Source organism: Halorubrum alkaliphilum, from assembly GCF_017873815.1.
Taxonomy (GTDB): Archaea; Halobacteriota; Halobacteria; order Halobacteriales; family Haloferacaceae; genus Halorubrum; species Halorubrum alkaliphilum.
This window is the reverse complement of the sequence record NZ_JAGGKQ010000020.1, coordinates 32,308-49,989: the sequence shown is the minus strand read 5'-3', so window position 1 is coordinate 49,989 and position 17,682 is coordinate 32,308. Positions and strand designations below refer to the sequence as shown.

General features: G+C 67.3%; 18 protein-coding genes. 6 read left to right on the top strand and 12 right to left on the bottom strand.

Annotated features, from left to right (window positions below; all coding sequences use genetic code 11):
• Window positions 1–152: 152 nt before the first annotated feature.
• From J2751_RS11890 to J2751_RS11840, 11 genes are all read right to left on the bottom strand, one after another.
• Complete coding sequence (locus J2751_RS11890) at window positions 153–869, bottom strand: DUF6498-containing protein (RefSeq protein ID WP_209486299.1); 717 nt, start codon at window positions 867–869, stop codon at window positions 153–155.
• A gap of 13 nt (window positions 870–882) precedes the next feature.
• On the bottom strand, window positions 883–2,640 hold the full coding sequence (locus J2751_RS11885; RefSeq protein ID WP_209486297.1) for a hydantoinase B/oxoprolinase family protein: 1,758 nt from the start codon (window positions 2,638–2,640) through the stop codon (window positions 883–885).
• The gene (locus tag J2751_RS11880) at window positions 2,637–4,772 is read right to left on the bottom strand and encodes a hydantoinase/oxoprolinase family protein (protein ID WP_209486295.1); all 2,136 of its coding nucleotides are present in this window, start codon (window positions 4,770–4,772) and stop codon (window positions 2,637–2,639) included. Before J2751_RS11880 ends, J2751_RS11885 begins: the two co-directional genes overlap by 4 nt.
• Window positions 4,773–4,778: 6 nt before the next feature.
• Window positions 4,779–5,438, bottom strand: a complete 660-nt coding sequence (gene hisH / locus J2751_RS11875) for an imidazole glycerol phosphate synthase subunit HisH (RefSeq protein ID WP_209486293.1) — start codon at window positions 5,436–5,438, stop codon at window positions 4,779–4,781.
• A gap of 105 nt (window positions 5,439–5,543) precedes the next feature.
• On the bottom strand, window positions 5,544–6,629 hold the full coding sequence (phnE, locus tag J2751_RS11870; protein WP_209486291.1) for a phosphonate ABC transporter, permease protein PhnE: 1,086 nt from the start codon (window positions 6,627–6,629) through the stop codon (window positions 5,544–5,546).
• 22 nt (window positions 6,630–6,651) lie between these two features.
• Window positions 6,652–7,437, bottom strand: coding sequence for a phosphonate ABC transporter ATP-binding protein (locus tag J2751_RS11865; protein WP_209486290.1), 786 nt, complete (start codon window positions 7,435–7,437; stop codon window positions 6,652–6,654).
• A 27-nt stretch (window positions 7,438–7,464) separates the two neighbouring features.
• A complete protein-coding gene (locus J2751_RS11860) occupies window positions 7,465–8,538 on the bottom strand; it encodes a substrate-binding domain-containing protein (protein ID WP_209486288.1) in 1,074 nt (357 codons plus the stop codon).
• Window positions 8,539–8,646: 108 nt separating this feature from the next.
• Window positions 8,647–9,258, bottom strand: coding sequence for a uracil-DNA glycosylase (locus tag J2751_RS11855; RefSeq protein ID WP_209486286.1), 612 nt, complete (start codon window positions 9,256–9,258; stop codon window positions 8,647–8,649).
• Between the two features lie 59 nt (window positions 9,259–9,317).
• A complete protein-coding gene (locus tag J2751_RS11850) occupies window positions 9,318–10,769 on the bottom strand; it encodes a glycerate kinase type-2 family protein (protein WP_209486285.1) in 1,452 nt (483 codons plus the stop codon).
• A 36-nt stretch (window positions 10,770–10,805) separates the two neighbouring features.
• Window positions 10,806–11,420 (bottom strand): endonuclease dU, encoded by a 615-nt coding sequence (locus J2751_RS11845; RefSeq protein WP_209486284.1) that lies wholly within the window; start codon window positions 11,418–11,420, stop codon window positions 10,806–10,808.
• Window positions 11,421–11,603, bottom strand: a complete 183-nt coding sequence (locus J2751_RS11840; protein WP_122103902.1) for a DUF5786 family protein — start codon at window positions 11,601–11,603, stop codon at window positions 11,421–11,423.
• A 133-nt stretch (window positions 11,604–11,736) separates the two neighbouring features.
• On the opposite strand from J2751_RS11840, the gene J2751_RS11835 reads away from it, so the two are divergent.
• The 4 genes from J2751_RS11835 (at window position 11,737) to J2751_RS11820 (ending at window position 15,242) form a co-directional block, all read left to right on the top strand.
• The gene (locus J2751_RS11835) at window positions 11,737–12,378 is read left to right on the top strand and encodes an MBL fold metallo-hydrolase (RefSeq protein WP_209486283.1); all 642 of its coding nucleotides are present in this window, start codon (window positions 11,737–11,739) and stop codon (window positions 12,376–12,378) included.
• A gap of 64 nt (window positions 12,379–12,442) precedes the next feature.
• A complete protein-coding gene (locus J2751_RS11830) occupies window positions 12,443–13,951 on the top strand; it encodes a stage II sporulation protein M (RefSeq protein ID WP_209486282.1) in 1,509 nt (502 codons plus the stop codon).
• Between the two features lie 292 nt (window positions 13,952–14,243).
• On the top strand, window positions 14,244–14,729 hold the full coding sequence (locus tag J2751_RS11825; protein ID WP_209486281.1) for an Hsp20/alpha crystallin family protein: 486 nt from the start codon (window positions 14,244–14,246) through the stop codon (window positions 14,727–14,729).
• An 84-nt stretch (window positions 14,730–14,813) separates the two neighbouring features.
• Complete coding sequence (locus tag J2751_RS11820) at window positions 14,814–15,242, top strand: Hsp20/alpha crystallin family protein (protein WP_209486280.1); 429 nt, start codon at window positions 14,814–14,816, stop codon at window positions 15,240–15,242.
• Window positions 15,243–15,291: 49 nt separating this feature from the next.
• Here J2751_RS11820 and J2751_RS11815 read toward each other — a convergent pair whose 3' ends face one another.
• On the bottom strand, window positions 15,292–16,569 hold the full coding sequence (locus J2751_RS11815) for an RNA-guided endonuclease InsQ/TnpB family protein (protein WP_209486278.1): 1,278 nt from the start codon (window positions 16,567–16,569) through the stop codon (window positions 15,292–15,294).
• A 53-nt stretch (window positions 16,570–16,622) separates the two neighbouring features.
• On the opposite strand from J2751_RS11815, the gene J2751_RS11810 reads away from it, so the two are divergent.
• Both J2751_RS11810 and pcm read left to right on the top strand, forming a co-directional pair.
• Complete coding sequence (locus tag J2751_RS11810; RefSeq protein ID WP_013440500.1) at window positions 16,623–16,760, top strand: hypothetical protein; 138 nt, start codon at window positions 16,623–16,625, stop codon at window positions 16,758–16,760.
• 222 nt (window positions 16,761–16,982) lie between these two features.
• Window positions 16,983–17,636: a protein-L-isoaspartate O-methyltransferase gene (gene pcm / locus J2751_RS11805; protein WP_209486276.1), complete on the top strand. Its 654-nt coding sequence runs from the start codon at window positions 16,983–16,985 to the stop codon at window positions 17,634–17,636.
• Window positions 17,637–17,682 lie beyond the last annotated feature (46 nt).

The following is a 17,682-nucleotide window of genomic DNA, read 5'->3' as shown; positions in this document are numbered from 1 at the left end:
CCTGAACAGCTCCAGTCAATTCTGGGTGGGAGAGAACTTCGGTAAGGACGAGAGGCATCACTGTGCGGTGTATCTTTGTCTTGCTATCCAACTACCTCCCGAGATCACTCGACACGGCGGTAGTACCACCGCTGGTGGACCGGACGTGCGGCTCACCCCTCGTGTCGAAGGGTGACGGTCAATCCACCGTTCTGCAGCCACGTTCTTGCGATCCCGATCGGAACCACGTACGCGATCAACACGAGGGTCAGTGACTCAATGTCACCCACCGCGAACGCGGCGGCAACGAGGATGAACGTGACGGGGACGACCACGAACAACAGGACAATAATGAGTTCATACACCGGGCGGAGGCCGATCCTAATCGCGTCTGCCGGCGACTGTGACCGATACGACTGTCCGACGAAGATCCGCCGCCGGGCCCGTGCCAACTGCGCGAGACAGACGGCGAGTATCGCGAGCAGAACCGTCGGCGAGAGCAGCGATCGGAGGCCGCCCTCCGCGAACTGCGCGACCGCATAGAACAGCGGGAGCAGATACATACCACCGAGAATGAGATAATGGCGGACCGGCTGAACGTTTCGGCGGTACACCGGTGGGAGCAGCGACCCGATCCGAATGGTCTCCGGTTCGCGCTGCCGCTCGTCCAGGTTATCGCTGTCCATCGGCTGTGCCGCAAACAGCGCGACGGTCACGAAAACTAGGTGAACGACCGCGACCTCGACCAAGTAGAGAAACAGCAACTCCGCGACGCTCCACCCGAAAAACACGACCCCGACGAGGAGGAGGGTGTGGGTTGCGATCGGTGGGAGATACTCCTGAACGGCGTCTCCTTGTTCGGACCGTCTCCCCCCAATTTCGGCTGGCATATATCCATACCGCTCACTCGTCGCCTGTCACATCTGCCGGGGATTCGTCGTCGCGCTCCCCGGACCCGTCGCCGCTCTCTCCGGACCCGTCGCCGCGCTCCCCGGACCCGTCGCCGCTCTCTCCGGACCCGTCGCCGCGCTCCCCGGACCCGTCGCCGCTCTCTCCGGACCCGTCGGTCTTCCCGTCCGCTCGGTCCGCCCGGATCCGGTCCGGATCCCTGTCGGCCGGGTCGCCGTAGCCGCCCCCGCCCGGCGTCCGAACCGTCACGCGCGTTCCAGCCGATACATCTACTGTCGTTTTCGCCGGCACCGGCTCGCCGTCGATCAGATTTTCGCCGGTTGCCCCGGGTTCACCGCCTGCCAGCCCGTTCGGCGCGTATCGCCGGCGCTCCGTCAGGAGCGAGACGGTCGCGTCGATATCGGTTCGAATCACCCGTTCGAGTCCGAGCCCACCCCGGTAACGGCCGTCACCGCCGCTCCCCGGTCGGAACGCGTATCGCTCGACTTCGAGCGGGTACGCCGCCTCCAGCGTTTCGACCGGCGTGTTGAGCGTGTTTGTCATCCCGACCTGTACCCCGTCCATTCCGTCGGCGTCCGGGCGACCGCCGAACCCGCCGCCGATCGTCTCGTAGTAGGTGAACGGCTCCGTGCCCCCGCGGCTCCCGATCGTGAGGTTGTTCATCGTGCCCTGACTTCCGGCGGGGACGCGGTCCGGAGCTGCCGTCGCAAATGCGGCGAGCACAACGTCTGTGACGCGCTGGCTCGTCTCGACGTTCCCCCCGACGACCGCGGCGGGCGGGTTGGGGTTCAACAGCGACCCCTCGGGAGCCCGGATCGACACCGGTTCGTAACACCCGTGATTCGGCGGTATCTCGGGATCGGTCACGCAGCGAACGACGAAGTACACCGCGCTCTTCGCCACCGCCAACGGCGCGTTGAGGTTGCCGTCGACGTGGTCCGCCGTCCCGGAAAAGTCGACGTCGATCGATCCGCCGTTGACGGTCACGCTCGCACGGATCGGCACGTCCTCGTCGGTCACGCCGTCCCCTTCGAGCGCGTCCTCTGCCTCGTAGGTCCCGTCGGGGAGGTCGTCGATGGCCACGGCCATCCGCTCGCGGGAGTAGTCGATCACCGCCTCGAATCCCCGCTCGATGTGGTCGCGACCGTGATCGTCGATCAGTTCGGCAATGCGGCGCTCCGCGCACTCGGTGGCGGCGAGCTGGGCCGCGAGATCCGCGCGGCGCTCGGCGGGGTTACGCACGTTCGCGAACAGCAGCTCAAAGACGTCCGTCTGCCGCTCGCCGCCCGCGACGAGCCGCATCGGCGGGATCCGGAGTCCTTCCTGATATATCTCGCGTGCCCCGGCGGGCATGCTGCCCGGCGTCATCCCGCCGATGTCGGCGTGGTGCGCGCGGGAGACCGCGTAGCCGATGGTGTTCCCGTCCGGCGCGATCGGCGAGACCAGCGTGACGTCCGGGAGGTGGGTGCCGCCGGTGAACGGGTCGTTGAGGACGAACACGTCGCCCGGGTCCGGATCGCGCTCGCGGACCGCCGCCACCGCCGCGGGCATCGCCCCGAGGTGGACCGGGATGTGCTCCGCCTGCGCGACCATCCGCCCGTCGGCGTCGAAGATCGCGGTCGAGCAGTCCTGCCGCTCCGTGACGTTCGGCGAGTACGCGCCGCGGATCAGGACGCTACCCATCTCCTCGGCGACGCCCTCGAAGGCGTGGCGCAACACCTCCAACGTGACCGGATCGAGGGCGTCGGTCACGATCCACTCACCTCCGTCGTGAGCACGACCGTCCCGTCTGCCCGCACGCGACCCGCCCACTCCGGCGGAACGACCGTCGTGCTCTCCGCGCCCGCGAGCACCGCCGGCCCGGCCAGTTCCCGCCCGACGGCCAGCGCGTCGCGGTCGAGGACTCCCGCCTCCACGGTTCCCGTCTCCGGGAACGTCACCGCTCTCGTCTCTCGGTCCGTCGCTCCCGCGTCCGTCGCTCCCGCGTGAGCGATCGGCGGCGGGTCGTTCCCGACCGTCGCCGAGACGCGAAGCGTCACGGCCTCCACGTCGGCGTTGAGCCGGTAGCCGTAGGCCCGCTCGTGTGCGTCCACGAACCGCTCCGTGACCGCCTCGGGGTCGAACTCGGGGTCCGTCCCCTCGCCGGCCGGAACCGTCAGCTCGAAGCGTTGTCCGGCGTACCGACAGTCTACGCTCCGCTCGACGGTCGCGGCGGCGGGATCGGAGACGTCCGCGAGAACCCGCTCCGTCAGGTCCCTAAAGCTCTCCTCGGCCGTGCTCACCGCATCCACCGCGTCGCCGTTCGAGCCGTCCACGCCGTCGTCGGTGAGTGGGACTCGGACGGTTCGGACCGCGTCGTGGGTCTCGTCGGCCGCGAGCAGCCCGTACGCCGAGAGCACGCCCGCGGGACCGGGGACGAGCACCCGCGAGATCCCGAGTCGGTCCGCGAGCGCGGCCGCGTGCATCGGTCCCGCACCGCCGAAGGCGACGAGCGCGAACCCGCGCGGGTCGTGGCCGCGCTCGACCGTTACCGACCGGATCGCCCGCGCCATCGTCGCGTTGGCGACGCGGTACACTCCCTTCGCGGCAGCCGTCGCGTCCGCGAGTCCGGCCGCGTCGGAGAGCGCCGCGAGCGACTCCCTCGCGGCCTCGACGTCGAGTGAGAGGTCTCCCCCGAGCGCCGCGTCGGGCCCGATGTAGCCGAGCACGACCGCCGCGTCGGTGACCGTCGGCTCCGTTCCGCCGCGGCCGTAACAGGCCGGTCCCGGATCCGCCCCGGCCGACTCGGGCCCGACGCGGAGCGCGCCCCCGGCGTCGGTCCACGCGATCGATCCCCCGCCCGCGCCGACCGTCTCGATGTCGACCGCGGGCGTCCGGACCGGAACGCCGCCGATCTCGAGGCTGTCGGTTCGCTCGGCGGTCCCGTCCCGAACGAGGCTCACGTCACTCGACGTGCCGCCCATGTCGAACGTGACGACGCCATCGGCGGCCCCCGCCTCGCGTTCGTCCGATCCGGGCGGGCAGTTTCCGGGCCCGCCCAGCGTCCCGCCGCTCGCGACCGCCGCCGCGCCGACGACGCCCGCGGCCGGCCCGGAGAGGACCGTTGTGACCGCGCTCGATCGAACGGTCTCCACGTCGGCAACTCCGCCGTTCGACCGCATCACGCGGGGGTCGGGAAGTCCGGCCTCGCGAGCCTCCGCGAGCAGACGGCTGAGATACCCGTCGATCCCCGGCGTCACGTACGCGTCGGCGACGGTCGTGGCGGTGCGCTCGAACTCCCGGAACTCTTGGCGCACCTCGTGGGAGGCGGAGACGGGAACGTCGAGCGCATCGCGGAGCCCCTCGGCGACCCGCGCCTCGTTTCCGGGATGGGCGTAGGCGTGGAGCAGCGAGACGGCGACGCTCTCGACGTCGTCTCCCGCATCGATCCGCTCCGCGAGCTCGCGGATCTCTTCCTCGTCGACCGGATCGCGGATCCCGTCGACGGTCGCCCGCTCGTCGACCTCGAAGCGCCGTCGACGCGGAACCAGCGGCTCCGGCTTCTCCGCACCGAGATCGTACAGCGACGGCCGGTCCTGTCGTCCGATCTCGAGTACGTCACGGAAACCGGCCGTCGTCACGAGCGCGGTCCGCGCGCCGTCGCGTTCGAGCAGCGCGTTCACGGAGACGGTCATCGCGTGTGCGAAGGCGTCGACGTCGGCGGGCGCGATCCCGGCGTCCGCACACGCCTCCCGGATCCCCTCGATAACGCCGTCGCTCTGCGGCTCCGTGGTGGGAACCTTCGCCGTGGTGAGCGCGTCGTCGACGAGCAGCGCCACGTCGGTGAACGTCCCCCCGACGTCGACGCCGAGGCGGACCGCGGGTGTCGTCGCGTCTCCGTTCATCGTTGCCTATCGCTCCGCGCAGTACTCGACGAAGTTCCGGAGGATCCGGAGTCCCGTCTCCCCGCTCTTCTCGGGGTGGAACTGCGTGCCGAACACGTTGCCCGCGTCGTTGGCGACGACCGCCGGGAAGTCGACGCCGTAGTCCGCGGTGGCGACGACCGCGTCCGAGTCGTTTGGCTCGGCGTAGTACGAGTGGACGAAATACGCGTACTCCCCTTCCACCCCGTCGACGAGCGGGTGGTCGCGTGCGACTTCCAACTCGTTCCAGCCCATGTGTGGGACCTTACGGTCGACCTCGAACCGGACGTTGGTCCCCGGGATCAGGTCGAGTCCCGTCACCTCGCCTTCCCCCTCGTGGTCCGCCTCCTCGCTCGTGGTGAGAAGCATCTGCATGCCGAGACAGATCCCGAAGAGGGGGCGGCCGGCGTCGGCGTGGTCGGTCAACGCCTCGCGAAGCGGGCCGGCGTTCTCCATCCCCTCCCGGAACGCGCCGACGCCCGGAAGGACGACGCCGTCCGCGGCGGCGAACGCCTCGGGATCGTCGGTGATCTCGACTGCCGCGCCCGCTCGTTCGAGGCCGCGAGTCGCGGATCTGAGATTTCCGAGCCCGTAGTCGACGAGAACGACGTCCGCCAGCGTCTCCGCGGGCGGTTTGAAGGTGCTCATACTATCATTCGGTGGCCGACCGAAAAGTCGGTTTCCCTTGTGGCAGGTCGATCGAGGACCGTCCAGTGAGCGAGTAGTGAAAAAGCGGCGACGCCAGGCGACCCGTTACTTCAGCGCGGAGTCAGCCATCCGCCGCGGGAAACCGGTGATCAGCTCCCAGATCCCCATCTCGACGTCGTCGGAGCGTAGTCGCGCCCGAAGGCGCTGACTGAACAGCTCGACGGAGATGATGAGGAGGAAGATGGAGATGAGCGTCGCCATCATGTTCGTGAACTGGAGCAGGTTCTGCTGAGAGGTCACGACGAATCCGAGTCCGCCCGCGCCGATGACTCCGACCGTGACGGCGATCCGGACGTTGATCTCGAGCACGTACAACGTCCACGCGATGAACGCGGTCCGAACCTGACTCAACATCCCGAAGAACACGATCTGCGGCTTGTTGGCTCCAGTCGTCCGCATCGCCTCGACCGGCCCCTCCTCGATCTCCTCGAGTTCGTCGACGAACAGCCGACCGAGGTTTCCGATCGTATCGAACGCGATCGCCAGCGCCGCGGAGGCGGGACCGAGTCCGAGGAACGGGATGAAGATGAGCGTCCAGACGATCGCCGGAACCGCCCGGATAAACGACATCGTCCCGCGGAAGATGAAGTTGAACGGGAACGGCGTGACGCGTCCGGAACCGAGCGTCCCGAACATCAGCGCGAAGGGGAACCCGACGACCGTCCCGACGAACCCCATCGCGAGCGTGATCCCGGCCTCACCGAAGATCTGGAAGATCCCGAGCTCTTGGAAGAAGAAGACGTACGCGTCGGTCGCGCTGGGCGGCCACTGGAACAGCAGTCCACCGATCTCGGGGTCGTACAGCAGGTTCGCGTCGCGGATGAACGAGACGTACTGTCCGAAATCGAGGAACGGGATCACGTCGAAGTAGTAGGTGATCGGGAAGAACTCGTTCAGCGAGTCGACGAACGTCCCGAGCCGGGCGTCGGGATTGAGAAGTTCGGTTGCGGCGAACGCCTGAATGGTTGCGAACACGATGAACGCGAGGAGGCCGAACCAGCCGATAGCCCGCCGTCGCCGCGTTCGCTTGATGCTCTCGAACTGTTCGATGATCCGATCCGGGGCGTCCGTCTCCGCTGCGGCCGACTCGGGACCGTGTGTTTCGTCGGAGTCAGTCGTATCAGTTGTCACGTGTAGATCAGCTCTGTTCGTATCACGTCGTCGCCACGTCGTCCGCCACGTTCTCGGCGTCGTTCTCACGGCTCACGAACATCCCTTCGGTGTCGATGTCGCCGTAGAGGTCGTCGATCACGTCGATCGTCAGATCGTCCCGGTAGCCGTCGAACACCTTCTTTCCGTCTCTGAGGCCGATGAACCGGTGGCCGAACTTCCGTGCGATGTTCACCTGATGGAGGCTACAGAACGTCGTCAGATCCCGCTCTTCGGAGGCGCTTCGAAGATATCCCATCACGTCTTGGGCGCTTCCCGGGTCCAGGCTCGCGACGGGCTCGTCGGCGAGAAGCACGTTCGGACGCTGGACCAGCGCTCGGGCGATCCCCACGCGCTGTTGTTGGCCGCCGCTCATCCGCCGAGCCTTCTGTTCGGACTCGCCGAGGAGGCCGACCGTGTCCAGCGCGTCGAGCGCGCGGTGTTTCTCCGACTCGTCCTGTAGCTGGAGGACGCTGGAAAAGAACCCGAACTGGTTGATACCGCCGGAGAGCGCGTTCGCGTAGGCGGACATGTCACCGATGATGTTGTGCTGCTGGAAGATCATCGCGACTTCGGGTCGAGGTGCCAGCATCGGCTCTCCGTCGATGCGGATCTCTCCGTCCGTCGGCGAGAGCAGCCCGCTCATCGTCCGAAGGAGGGTCGATTTTCCGGAGCCAGACACGCCGAGGACGATGACGAACTCGCCGGCAGGGACCTCGAACGACACGTCGTCGAGCGCCACGACGTCGCCGAATCGTTTCGTAACTCCGTCTACTTCGATATAGGTCATAAAGGGAAAGGAGGTGATCCGGACCGCTTAGAGTTCGCCCCAGTCGAGCCCGAGCGACTGGCCGAGCTCGACGACGGGGTCGTAGTCCTCGTGGGTCGCCTCGACGATGCCGCTGAACCAGAGTTCGTGGTCCTCGACGAGGTTGACGTCGTCCTGCTCGCTCTCGGAGAGCTCGTCTTCGTCCATGTCGAGCAGTTCGGGGTCGATGTTGAGCGCCTCCGCGATGTCCGCGTCGGACTCGTGTGCGAACGCGTCGTCCGGCGCGTTGAGCATTGCTTCCCGAATGTCGGTTTTGAGCGACTCGTCCCACGCCGCGTTGCTCACGATCGGGGCGCGCGGGATCGGGTCGGAAACGGCGAGCAGCTGGAGCTCGGGGTCGCGTGAGCCGGCTCCGTCGTATTCGGCGGAGATGTCGACGTACTCCTGTGACATCTCATCGAACTGTTCGGCCGGAACGTGCGGTCCGGTCGAGAACGCGCCGGTCGCCGCCGCGGCGATCGAGTCGTCCGCGATCATCTGTTCGCGCGCAGTCGTGTGATCCGACGTCCGGAGTTCGAAGTCCTCCGGGCTGGTGCCGGGCGCGCCGCCGATGTCGAGTCCCGCGTTGCTGAGCATCAGGAGCGGGAACAGCGTCCCCGAGACGGAGGTCGGCGCGCCGGACGCGACGATCTCGTCCTCGAGGTCCGCAAGCTCGTCTATCTCGCTATCTGTCGTCGTCGTGATGAGCGAAAAGTACTGTTCGGCACCGAACGCGACCCGCATCCCCGTGACATCGATCTCGTCACCGATCTGTGCGACCGCACCGGGCGAGGTGTCCGCGAAGACACGATCGCCCTCCTCGGCGCGTTGGAGCTCCGCGACGGTCGCGGAGTAGTCCGCCGTCGGCTGTCCGTCGATCTCCACGTCGACCTCGGACTCGATGTACTCGAAGAGGGGCCCGTACTGTACCTGAATGTCGATCTCCTCTTCGGCCGGGTTCATCACCCAGGTGACGGACCCGTCGTCCTCGCCCGCACACCCTGCGAGCCCAACCGCTGCCGCGCTCGCACCCGCTGTTTTTAGAAACGTTCTCCGGTTCGCCGACCACCTGTTGTCGGACATACACAGGGTAACTTTGCTCGGGTGACTAATGGTTTTCTATGTTTTCTATAGAGATCTCCCCTGATGGCGACTCACACGTGCCAATGTGTCCAAAACGTCGGCTGGGCGTCAGAAATCGCCGAGTCGAGACTGTCCGTCACCACCCTCCGCGGCCCCGGCGAGGTCGGCGCTTCGGGCGATCGTCTCGAAAAACCCCTCGCGCTGGCTCCGGTCGTACAGCGTCGCCGCCGGGTGGACCGACAGCAACACGCGCCGCCCCGAGCCGGCGATCCGAGCGTCGACGACGTCGCCCGACTCGGACGTGATCGCGACCGACCGGTCGAGCAGGTGTTCGCTCGGCACCTTCCCGAGCGTGACGATCAGTTTCGGGTCGAGCCGGTCGATCTCCGTTTCGAGGTGGCCGCGGCAGTTCGCCAACTCCTCGCTTCGCGGGTCGCGGTTGTCCGGCGGGCGACACCGGACACAGTTGGTGATTCGCACGTCCGCGCGGGCGAGCCCCGCGTCCCGTAACGCCTCGTCGAGCACGTCGCCGGACCGTCCGACGAACGGCTCCCCCTGCTCGTCCTCGTTCGCGCCCGGGCCCTCGCCCACGAACAGCAGGTCGGCGTCGGTCGGGCCGACGCCGTCGACGATCCGGCTCCGCGACTCCACTAGCGCCGGGCACCGCTCGCACGACGAGAGCCGAAGGTCGTCGTCGAGGGTCGCCGCGTCCTCGCTCATGCGATCGGATCCGGGCGGGGGAACCATAAGCCCGTCCGGTCTCGTCGCCTCCCGCCGTCTCATTCCCGTTCGGCTCGCTCCCCGTCGACGACCAGCACCCGAAGGTCGTTCACGTTCGTGCCGGTCGAGCCAGTCCGCAGGAGCGCGTCGGCCTCGTCGAGGAGCGGAGCGATGTCGTGGCGGTCGAGCGCGTCGCGGGCGGCGTCGGTGTCGAGCGTCGCCGAGCCGTTCGGCGTCGTCGCGCCGTCGAACGTCGTCGCGTCGACGATCCCGCCGGCGGCACCGCTCGCCCCGTCGACGCCGTCCGTGTCGACGCTCGCGACGACGACGCGCGCGGACGGGTCGGCGTCTCCTTCCGCGAGCGCGACCCCGGCGCTCGCCGCGAACTCGGTGTTCGGACCGCCTCGACCCGGGTCGTCACCGAGCGTCACCGTCGTCTCACCGCCCGAGAGCAGGACGCAGGGGGGTGACGCTGGCGACCCCGACTCTCCGCACTCCTCGGCGATAGCGACGTGCGTCAGCGCGGCCTCCCGGGCCTCTCCGCGGACGCCCGCGGCGAGAACGGTCGGGTCGTACCCGCGGTCGGCCGCCGCCGATGCCGCCGCGTCGAGGGCGGTCCGGCCGTTGCCGACGACGAGCGTTCGGGTCCGGTCGAAGGCGGGCTCCGACGCGGTCGGGGTCTCCGGACGGTCGCCGGCGACGCCCGCACGGAGATGCTCGCGAACCGCCGTCGGGAGGTCGAGATCGTAGCGCTCACACACGCCGAGCGCGTCGGCGTACGTCGACGGGTCGGGCGCGGTCGGGCCGCTGGCGATCACGCCGAGGTCGTCGCCGACCACGTCGCTGACGGCGAGAGTGACCACCGTCGCCGGGGCGGCGATCCGGGCGAGCCGGCCGCCCTTGACCGCGGAGCAGTGTTTCCTGACCGCGTTGATCTCGTCGATCGACGCGCCGGAGGCAAGCAGCTCGTCGGTGAGCGTGCGGAGATTCTCGACCGAGAGCGGGTCGGCCGGCGCGGCGAGGAGGGCGCTCCCGCCGCCCGTGATGACGGCGACGACGAGGTCGTCTGTGCTCGCGCTCTCGGCGACCTCGATGACCCGTCGCGTCGAGGCGACCCTGCGGTCGCTCGGGAGCGGGTGGTCGCCGGGCAGCGTTTCGAACGGACGCGACGCGTCGGTCCGTGCCGCGCCGTCACCGCCGTCGGGATCGGTCGTGACGACCGTCCCGCCGTCCAACCGGTCCCCGAGGGCGTCCGCGACGGCACGACCGGCACCGCCCGCCGCCTTCCCCGCGCCGACGAGGCGTACCGTGTCGTACGCGCCGAGGTCGTGTTCGGTCTCTCCCCCGTCGACGGCAGTAACCCGAACGGTTCCGTCGTCGACCGACAGCCGTTCCTCGACTATCCGTTCGGGGAGCGCGGCGGCGACGCCCGCGGCGAGACAGTCGAGCGCGACGTCGTGTGTGGTGGTGCGAGCGATCCGTTCCCTCCGCTCGACGGTGATCTCGGCCATACACGGATGTCGGCGTGGACGGGTATATATCCGGCTTCAGTCGGCGTCCGGGAGCGCCTCGCGATGGGCGTTCGCCGCGATCGAGGCGATCCGGAGCGGCTCCGGACGGCGGAACCCGTCGCGGACGAGCGCGCTCGTGGCGGCCGCAGCCTCGGCGACGTCGAGACCGACCGCACGGACGAACAAGGGGGTACCGTCGCCGGCATCGGACGACTCCTCGGCGGCCCTCTCGACGGTCTCTCCAGCTACCTCCGTGACTCGATGACGCCGCGGGAGCGACTGATACGTCGCCAGCCGTTCCTCGAGCGGGTCGCCGTCGAACGCCTCGCGGAGCGCGGGCTCCAGTCCGGGACTCGCCTCGTAGCTCACCGAGTACACCGGTCGCTCGACGGCGGCGTGGAGTCGATCGAGATCGAGAAGATTGAACCAGGCGGGGGCGATGCCGGCCAGACAGACGTGTCGGACGTCCTCCCGGTCGAGGTCGGCGACGAGGTCGCCGACTGCGGCAGTCGCATCGGTTCCGCCGACCGAACACGACCCGAAGCGTAGGCCGTCGAGAGCCGAGTCGCGGCGGACGACCGCGCCAGCGACGCGGCTCACGCGGTCGCCGTCGGAAAAGGCGACGCCGAGCGTCCGACCCGGCGGCTCCACTTACGTCTCCTCTGATTTGATCTCCTTGAGGCGGTCGAGCAGCTCGTCGTTCGACGCGCCGGGCTCGTACTCGACGGACCCGTCGTGGGTCTCCTGGGCGGCTTGGACGCCGTCGTCGTCGTCGAAGTCCGCATCCAGGTCCTGGTTCTCCTGTTCGGATTCGTCGTAGCTTCCGAAGCCCATATGTATCTAAGCATAGTAGATCGCGAGGTATAAACCCCGGGGCGAATAACATGTGTGGCCGCATGATCGGACTACCAACGCCGCGGCAGTCTGACCCGCGTACGTTTTGTTCGTGCCGGGGCATGTCTCGGACATGGACCCGATCAACGTCACTGCCGACGCGACGGAGTTCACCTGTAACGCGTACTTCGTGCCGGGGGACACGCCCACGCTCGTCGATGCCGGGACGATGCCGGGCGTCGACGACGCCATCGCCGACGCGATCGCGGAGGCCGGGGTCGACGGGCTCGACCGGCTCGTCCTTACACATCAACACGGCGACCACGTGGGCGAACTCGACGCCGTGCTCGACCGGTTCGACGCGGACCTGTTCGCGTACGGCGACCACCCGCGACGGGACGTCGCGCTCGCCGATGGCGACGAGATCCTGGTCGGCGACGAGGCCTGCGAGGTCGTCTACACGCCCGGCCATGCCGACGATCACGTCTCGCTCGTCGGCGAGACACGGCTGTACTCCGGCGACGTCGTCGTGTACAACGACGGCGCGTTCGACGACGGCTCGTTCGGTCGCACGGACATGACGGGCCAGTCGCGGGAGACACTGATCGAGAGCCTCCACACCCTCTTAGATCGGATTCCGGAGACGACGGCGTCGATGTACCCGGGCCACGGGAACGTTTATAAGGAGGGAGCCGGGTCCGATACGGTCCGCGACGTTATCGAGCGCGCCACCGAACGCGCGGAGCGTCGCGAGCCGAAGTACCCCGAGACGTAGGGCTCCGTCGCGCCACCCGTCGGTGGACTCGGGGTTCTTAAGTTCCGCACGACGAATGGGGGGTATGGACCTGTCAACCGCCGTCACCGCCACGGTTTCGACCCTCCGGCGGCGACCCGCGGACCTGCTGCCGTTCTACCTGCTCGGAACGGCGGTCCCCGTCATCGCACGGCTCGGCCTCCTCGTCGCGCTTGGCGGGGTGTACCTCCACTTCGAGCTGTCCGGTCGCCTCGGCGAGGTTCGCGACACGCTCGCGGGCGTCGACCTGACGCCGCCCGACGCCGAGAATCCCGAGGCGATCGAGCAGTGGGCTGAGGGACTGCTCCCGGCCTTCGAACCGCTCTTCTCGCTCACTGCCGGACTCCTGCTCGTCACCGGCGTGATCGCGACCGTGTTGTTGGCGATACTCGCGTACGCGGCCATCTCCGCCGGACAAATGAGTGCCGTGGTCGCCCGACTCCGTGACGAGCGCGGGCTGACGGCGGGCATCGCCGGAACCCGCGACCGCTGGCTCACGTTCCTCGGGTTGTATCTCGCCGAGTTCCTGTTGTGGGTCGGCGTGCTGCTGCTCGCGAGTCTCGTCGTCGGCGTCGCGTTCGTGGTCAACCCGTTCCTCGGCGCGATCGTCGCGCTCGGCGCGTTCCTCCTCGGCGCGGTCGTTCTGGTAGCGGTCCGGATCGTCTTCGCGTTCGCGCCGGCCGCGATCGTCGTCGACGATGCCGGCGTGCTCGGCGCGGTGGACGGCGCGGGCGGCTTCATCAGGTCGAACCCGGCCGACGCCGCCGCGTACCTCGTCGTCGCCGTCGGCGTCGTCGTCGCGATCGCCTCGGCGGCCTCCGCCCTCGCGTTCCTCGGCGGCGGCGCGGTCGTCGCGCTCGTCAGTGCGGTCGTCGTCGCGCCCGCGCTCGACCTCCTAAAGACCGTCCTCTACGGCGACTACCGCGGGACGGTCGACCCGGTCGGCCCGCCCGAGGCCTCCCTCCGAGGCCAGTTCACCGGTGGGATCCGTCGCGGATGGCGGGCGATGGTCGGCTTCGTGTTCCGGACGCCGGGCACGCACCTGTTCGTCGTCGCGCTCGGTGTCGGTTCGGGTGCCCTCGGCTGGATGCTCGCGGAACCGTTCGTCGGCGCGGTGCCGACGTCGATCGAGGCGCGTCTGGCGGACCACATCGCTCCCGTTGCGACGCTGGAGTTCTTCGGCAACAACTGGAGCGTCGCCATCTCCACCGCGTTCGGCGGCGTCGCGCTCGTGATCCCGGCGCTGTCCGCGATCGTGTTCAACGGGGTCGTGCTCGGCGGGGTCGCTGCCCTCGAGGTGAACCTCCCCGCGCTCGTCGCGTTCGTGGTACCCCACGGTATCTTCGAGATCCCTGCGATCTTCATCGCCGGCGCGCTCGGCGTCCACCTCGGGCGCGTCTCGTGGCGAACGTTCCGGGGACGACTGAGTCGCGAGGGGTTCGCCGACGTCCTCGAGAACGCGTTCTGGGTGGCGATGGGTCTCGGAATCCTGCTCGCGATCGCCGCGGTCATCGAGGGGTTCATCAGCCCGTACTACTGGCAACCGTTCCTCTGAGGCTCTCCGGACCCGTTCGGTGCTCTCGGTGGCCGATACCGGCAGTAGATCGCTCGGATCGAGAACGACGAGACAGTACGTAAAAAGACCGTGAGCGACGGTAACGACCTCTTATAAACTGCCGGCAGCGACACTACTCGTTCACTGATAAACTTCCACGCCAGCCTACTGCGGGACGTACTCTCGACGTCACTCATCGAACACCCGCCGTCGTCGACCCGTCACTCCACGTCATGCTTGCGATCTGATGGTTCAACAGAGCCAAGTCGCTCCGGAACGAATCCTGACCCGTATGACCCGACGCGATCCCTTCAGCGAGATAGAGGACCTGTTTGAGCGGATGGACCGCGAACTCGAGAAGATCGGCCCGGCGTTCGACGGCTCCCGATCCCCCGGCGTCGCCGTCGACGTCGTCGAGACCGACGACGAGGTGGTCGTCACCGCGGACCTCCCCGGGTTCGATGCCGACAGCATCGATGTCGAACTCCACGAGGACGCCCTGACCATCGCGGCGACTCGGGAGAACGAGCACGACGGAGCGGCGGACACCGACACGGAGGCGAGCCCGGACGCGGACGACGGACCCGGGGCCACGGAACCCGCCGAGCCGCGATACCACCGTCACGAGCGTCGACACGGCTCCGCGTCCCGCCGGATCCCGATCCCCGTCGCCGTTGACCCCGACGGGACGAGCGCCACGTACGACGACGGCGTGTTGACCGTCACCCTCCCGAAGCGATCGTCGGACTCGGACGGCCACCGGATCGACGTCCAGTAGCCCGACGACGGTCTCACACACCGCGAGACAGCACGTGTCAAGCGGTGTTTAATACCTCGGCGGCCTTTTATAAGGACGATACCCATGAACCGATCGAACCCCTTCGACGAGATAGAGCAGTTCTTCGGGCGAACCCCCTTCGCCGGTGCCGGACGCGACCTCCGAAGCGCGGATGTCGACGTCGCGGAGTACGACGACGAGGTCGTCGTGATGGCCGACCTCCCCGGCTTCGACCGCGAGGACATCGACGTCCGAGCCGACGACGGCCGGATCACGATCCGCGCCGAGCGCGACGCCGAGCGTGCCGACGACTCCACTCCGGATACGGTCGAGAACGGGCGATACCTCCGGCGCGAACGCCGGCACGAGTCCGTCACCCGGTCCGTCGACCTCCGACACGACCTCGTGGAGGCGGACGCGACGGCGACCTACCACAACGGCGTCCTCACGGTCACGCTCCCGAAGCGAACCCCGGAGGACGGCGACGACTCCCACCGTATCGACGTCGAATGACATCCTCCCCGCCGTGAACGGCGGGGTTTCCTCGCGCTGGGGGTATCGACTACCGGCCCACGGAGGCAACTTGCGGGTTCGTATGCTCCTCGTTGGGACGGGGAGAGCGTGATGACTCCAACCATTCGTGGTTGTCCCACTTGAGGCATACAGGCCGTGCCATCGACCGTGTTACCGTTGTCTGCCGCCGAAGGAACGTCTCTGACGCCACGAGGTCGGCGTGCCCCTCGAAGCCACACGGACACGTCAGGGTGTCTCTGTGACGTGTCGTGTCCTCTGTCGAACCGCAGTTCGGACACCCCTGACTCGTCCACGCCTCAGACCGTACTTCCACCGAGATACCGTATTCTTCAGCGGTACACGCCAGTCGCTTGACGAACGCTCTAAACGCCCAGAAGTTGTGCGTCTTGGCGTTCGTCTCAACTGACCAGTGTGTGTCGAGTACGTCAGTTAACGCCCCGACGTACACTGTTGAAACACCTTCGTCGTACAGACGTTTGATGAGGTCACGCGCGAGTGCGTCTTGAGCGTGGTCACGTCGCTTGGTGCGCCGGTCGTACAGGCGTCGGATTCGGTGACTGCTGTATCGACCGTCCTCCAAGAGTGATTGGAGGCGGGCGATTTCTCGCGTCGTCTCGCGGAATCGTTTGAACAGGTCACGTCCTTCGTACAGGTATTGCTGGCCGGTTGTGGTTGTGCAGGCGACGAGGTTGTTCGCACCAATATCCAGAGCGGCTTCTTCCGAAGCCAGTGGTTGTGCCAGTCGAGAATCGTCGACAGTGACTGGCTGAAAGGCCCTGAATGTCTGTGCTTGCTCGTCGTAGAACAACTCCAACCGACCTTGCTTCTCGTACTCCTTCCAATTGGGGTCGCCTCGAACTTCAAGGCGGAGACGTTCGCGGTGTCCCAACCCGTATTCGTCTTTCAGGTCTTGACCGACGAGAATTTCGAGGCGGGAGTATTCGCCCCACTCGACGGAGTACGACGTGTTCCGGATGTACGTGCGGAGTTCTCGACCTTCGTCTGCGTTACCCCAGAATCCGGGTTTGCCGTTGGCTTCGCCTTTCTTCTTGAGGCTGAAGAACGACTTCCACGCTTCGCGGTTCTTGCGTTCGATTTGCTGAACCGTGGACGCGCCGAGAACACCGCCATAGCGACCGCGATACTCGGTGATGTCCCACACGTCTCCGTCTGGGTCAGCATAGTTCTCGCGGCGCTCATAGTTGATTTCGTTCCAGAGGGCGGCAGAAGCGTCCAACAAGCGTCGAAGCAACTCCTCGTCCTCGTCGGACTGCGGAATCACCTCGAACGTGTTGGCTCGCTTCATCGACTACTGTTTGTACCGGAACGCACATAAAGATGTGGTTTGTGTGCTACTGTATGGTCGAAGTCCGTATCGAGTTCGATGACGATGAACAGTATGAGCGGTTGAAGGAACTGAAGAAGCACCGTGGGTTAACGTGGAAGGGATTGCTCCTTGAGGGTGAAAAGAAAGTCCGAGAGGATACCCCGGAGTAATCGTCGAGCGTGGATTGTAAAGTGGAGTGTCGGATTCACGCCCGCCCTAAAGGGCGGGACTCTCTCCTTGAGTCAGGTAGCTCCGTTCTCCCTTTTAAAGCCCGCTTCCCCGTTTGAATCCCGCGTCCTCCTTTTGATGCCCGCTTTACCCTTCGAACCACTATTCCGTCCGCACGATCGGCCGCCAGTTTCTCAATCGTGGTCGTGGTATCATATCACACGATGAATGACGACGGCACCGCCGCCGACACCGACGACTACGCGGCCGCACGACGCGACCTCGTCGACCGGCTTCGGGAGCGCCTCGACCTCACGGAGCGAACGCTGTCGGCGCTCGAAGCCGTTCCGCGCCACGAGTTCGTTCCGGACCGCCTTCGGCCGCGGGCCTACGACGATCGGCCCCTCCCGATCGGCCACGATCAGACCATCAGCGCGCCGCACATGGTCGCGGTAATGGTCGATCTGCTCGACCTCCACGAGGGTGATCGGGTGTTCGAGGTCGGCACGGGCTGTGGCTACCACGCCGCCGTCGTCGCCGAGATCGTCGGCTCGGGAACCGTCTACAGCGTCGAGTACGTTCCGGCGCTTGCCGAGTCCGCCCGTGAGCGGCTGGACCGGCTCGGCTACCCGGTGACGGTCCGGTCCGGGGACGGCCGGGACGCCTTCGCGGACGAGGCTCCGTTCGACGCCGCGTATCTCACCTGTGCGGCTCCGGACGGCGTTCCGGACGCGATCGTCGATCGGGTCGCCGCCGGCGGGTACGTGATCGCCCCCGTCGCCGACGGCGGCAGTCAACGACTCGTTCGTCTGATCGTTCGGGACGACACCGTCGACCGCGAGGACCACGGCGCGGTCCGGTTCGTGCCGATGCAGTGACCCGGCCGACCCCGGGATCGCCGAAACGGTTATTCCGAACGCGTCG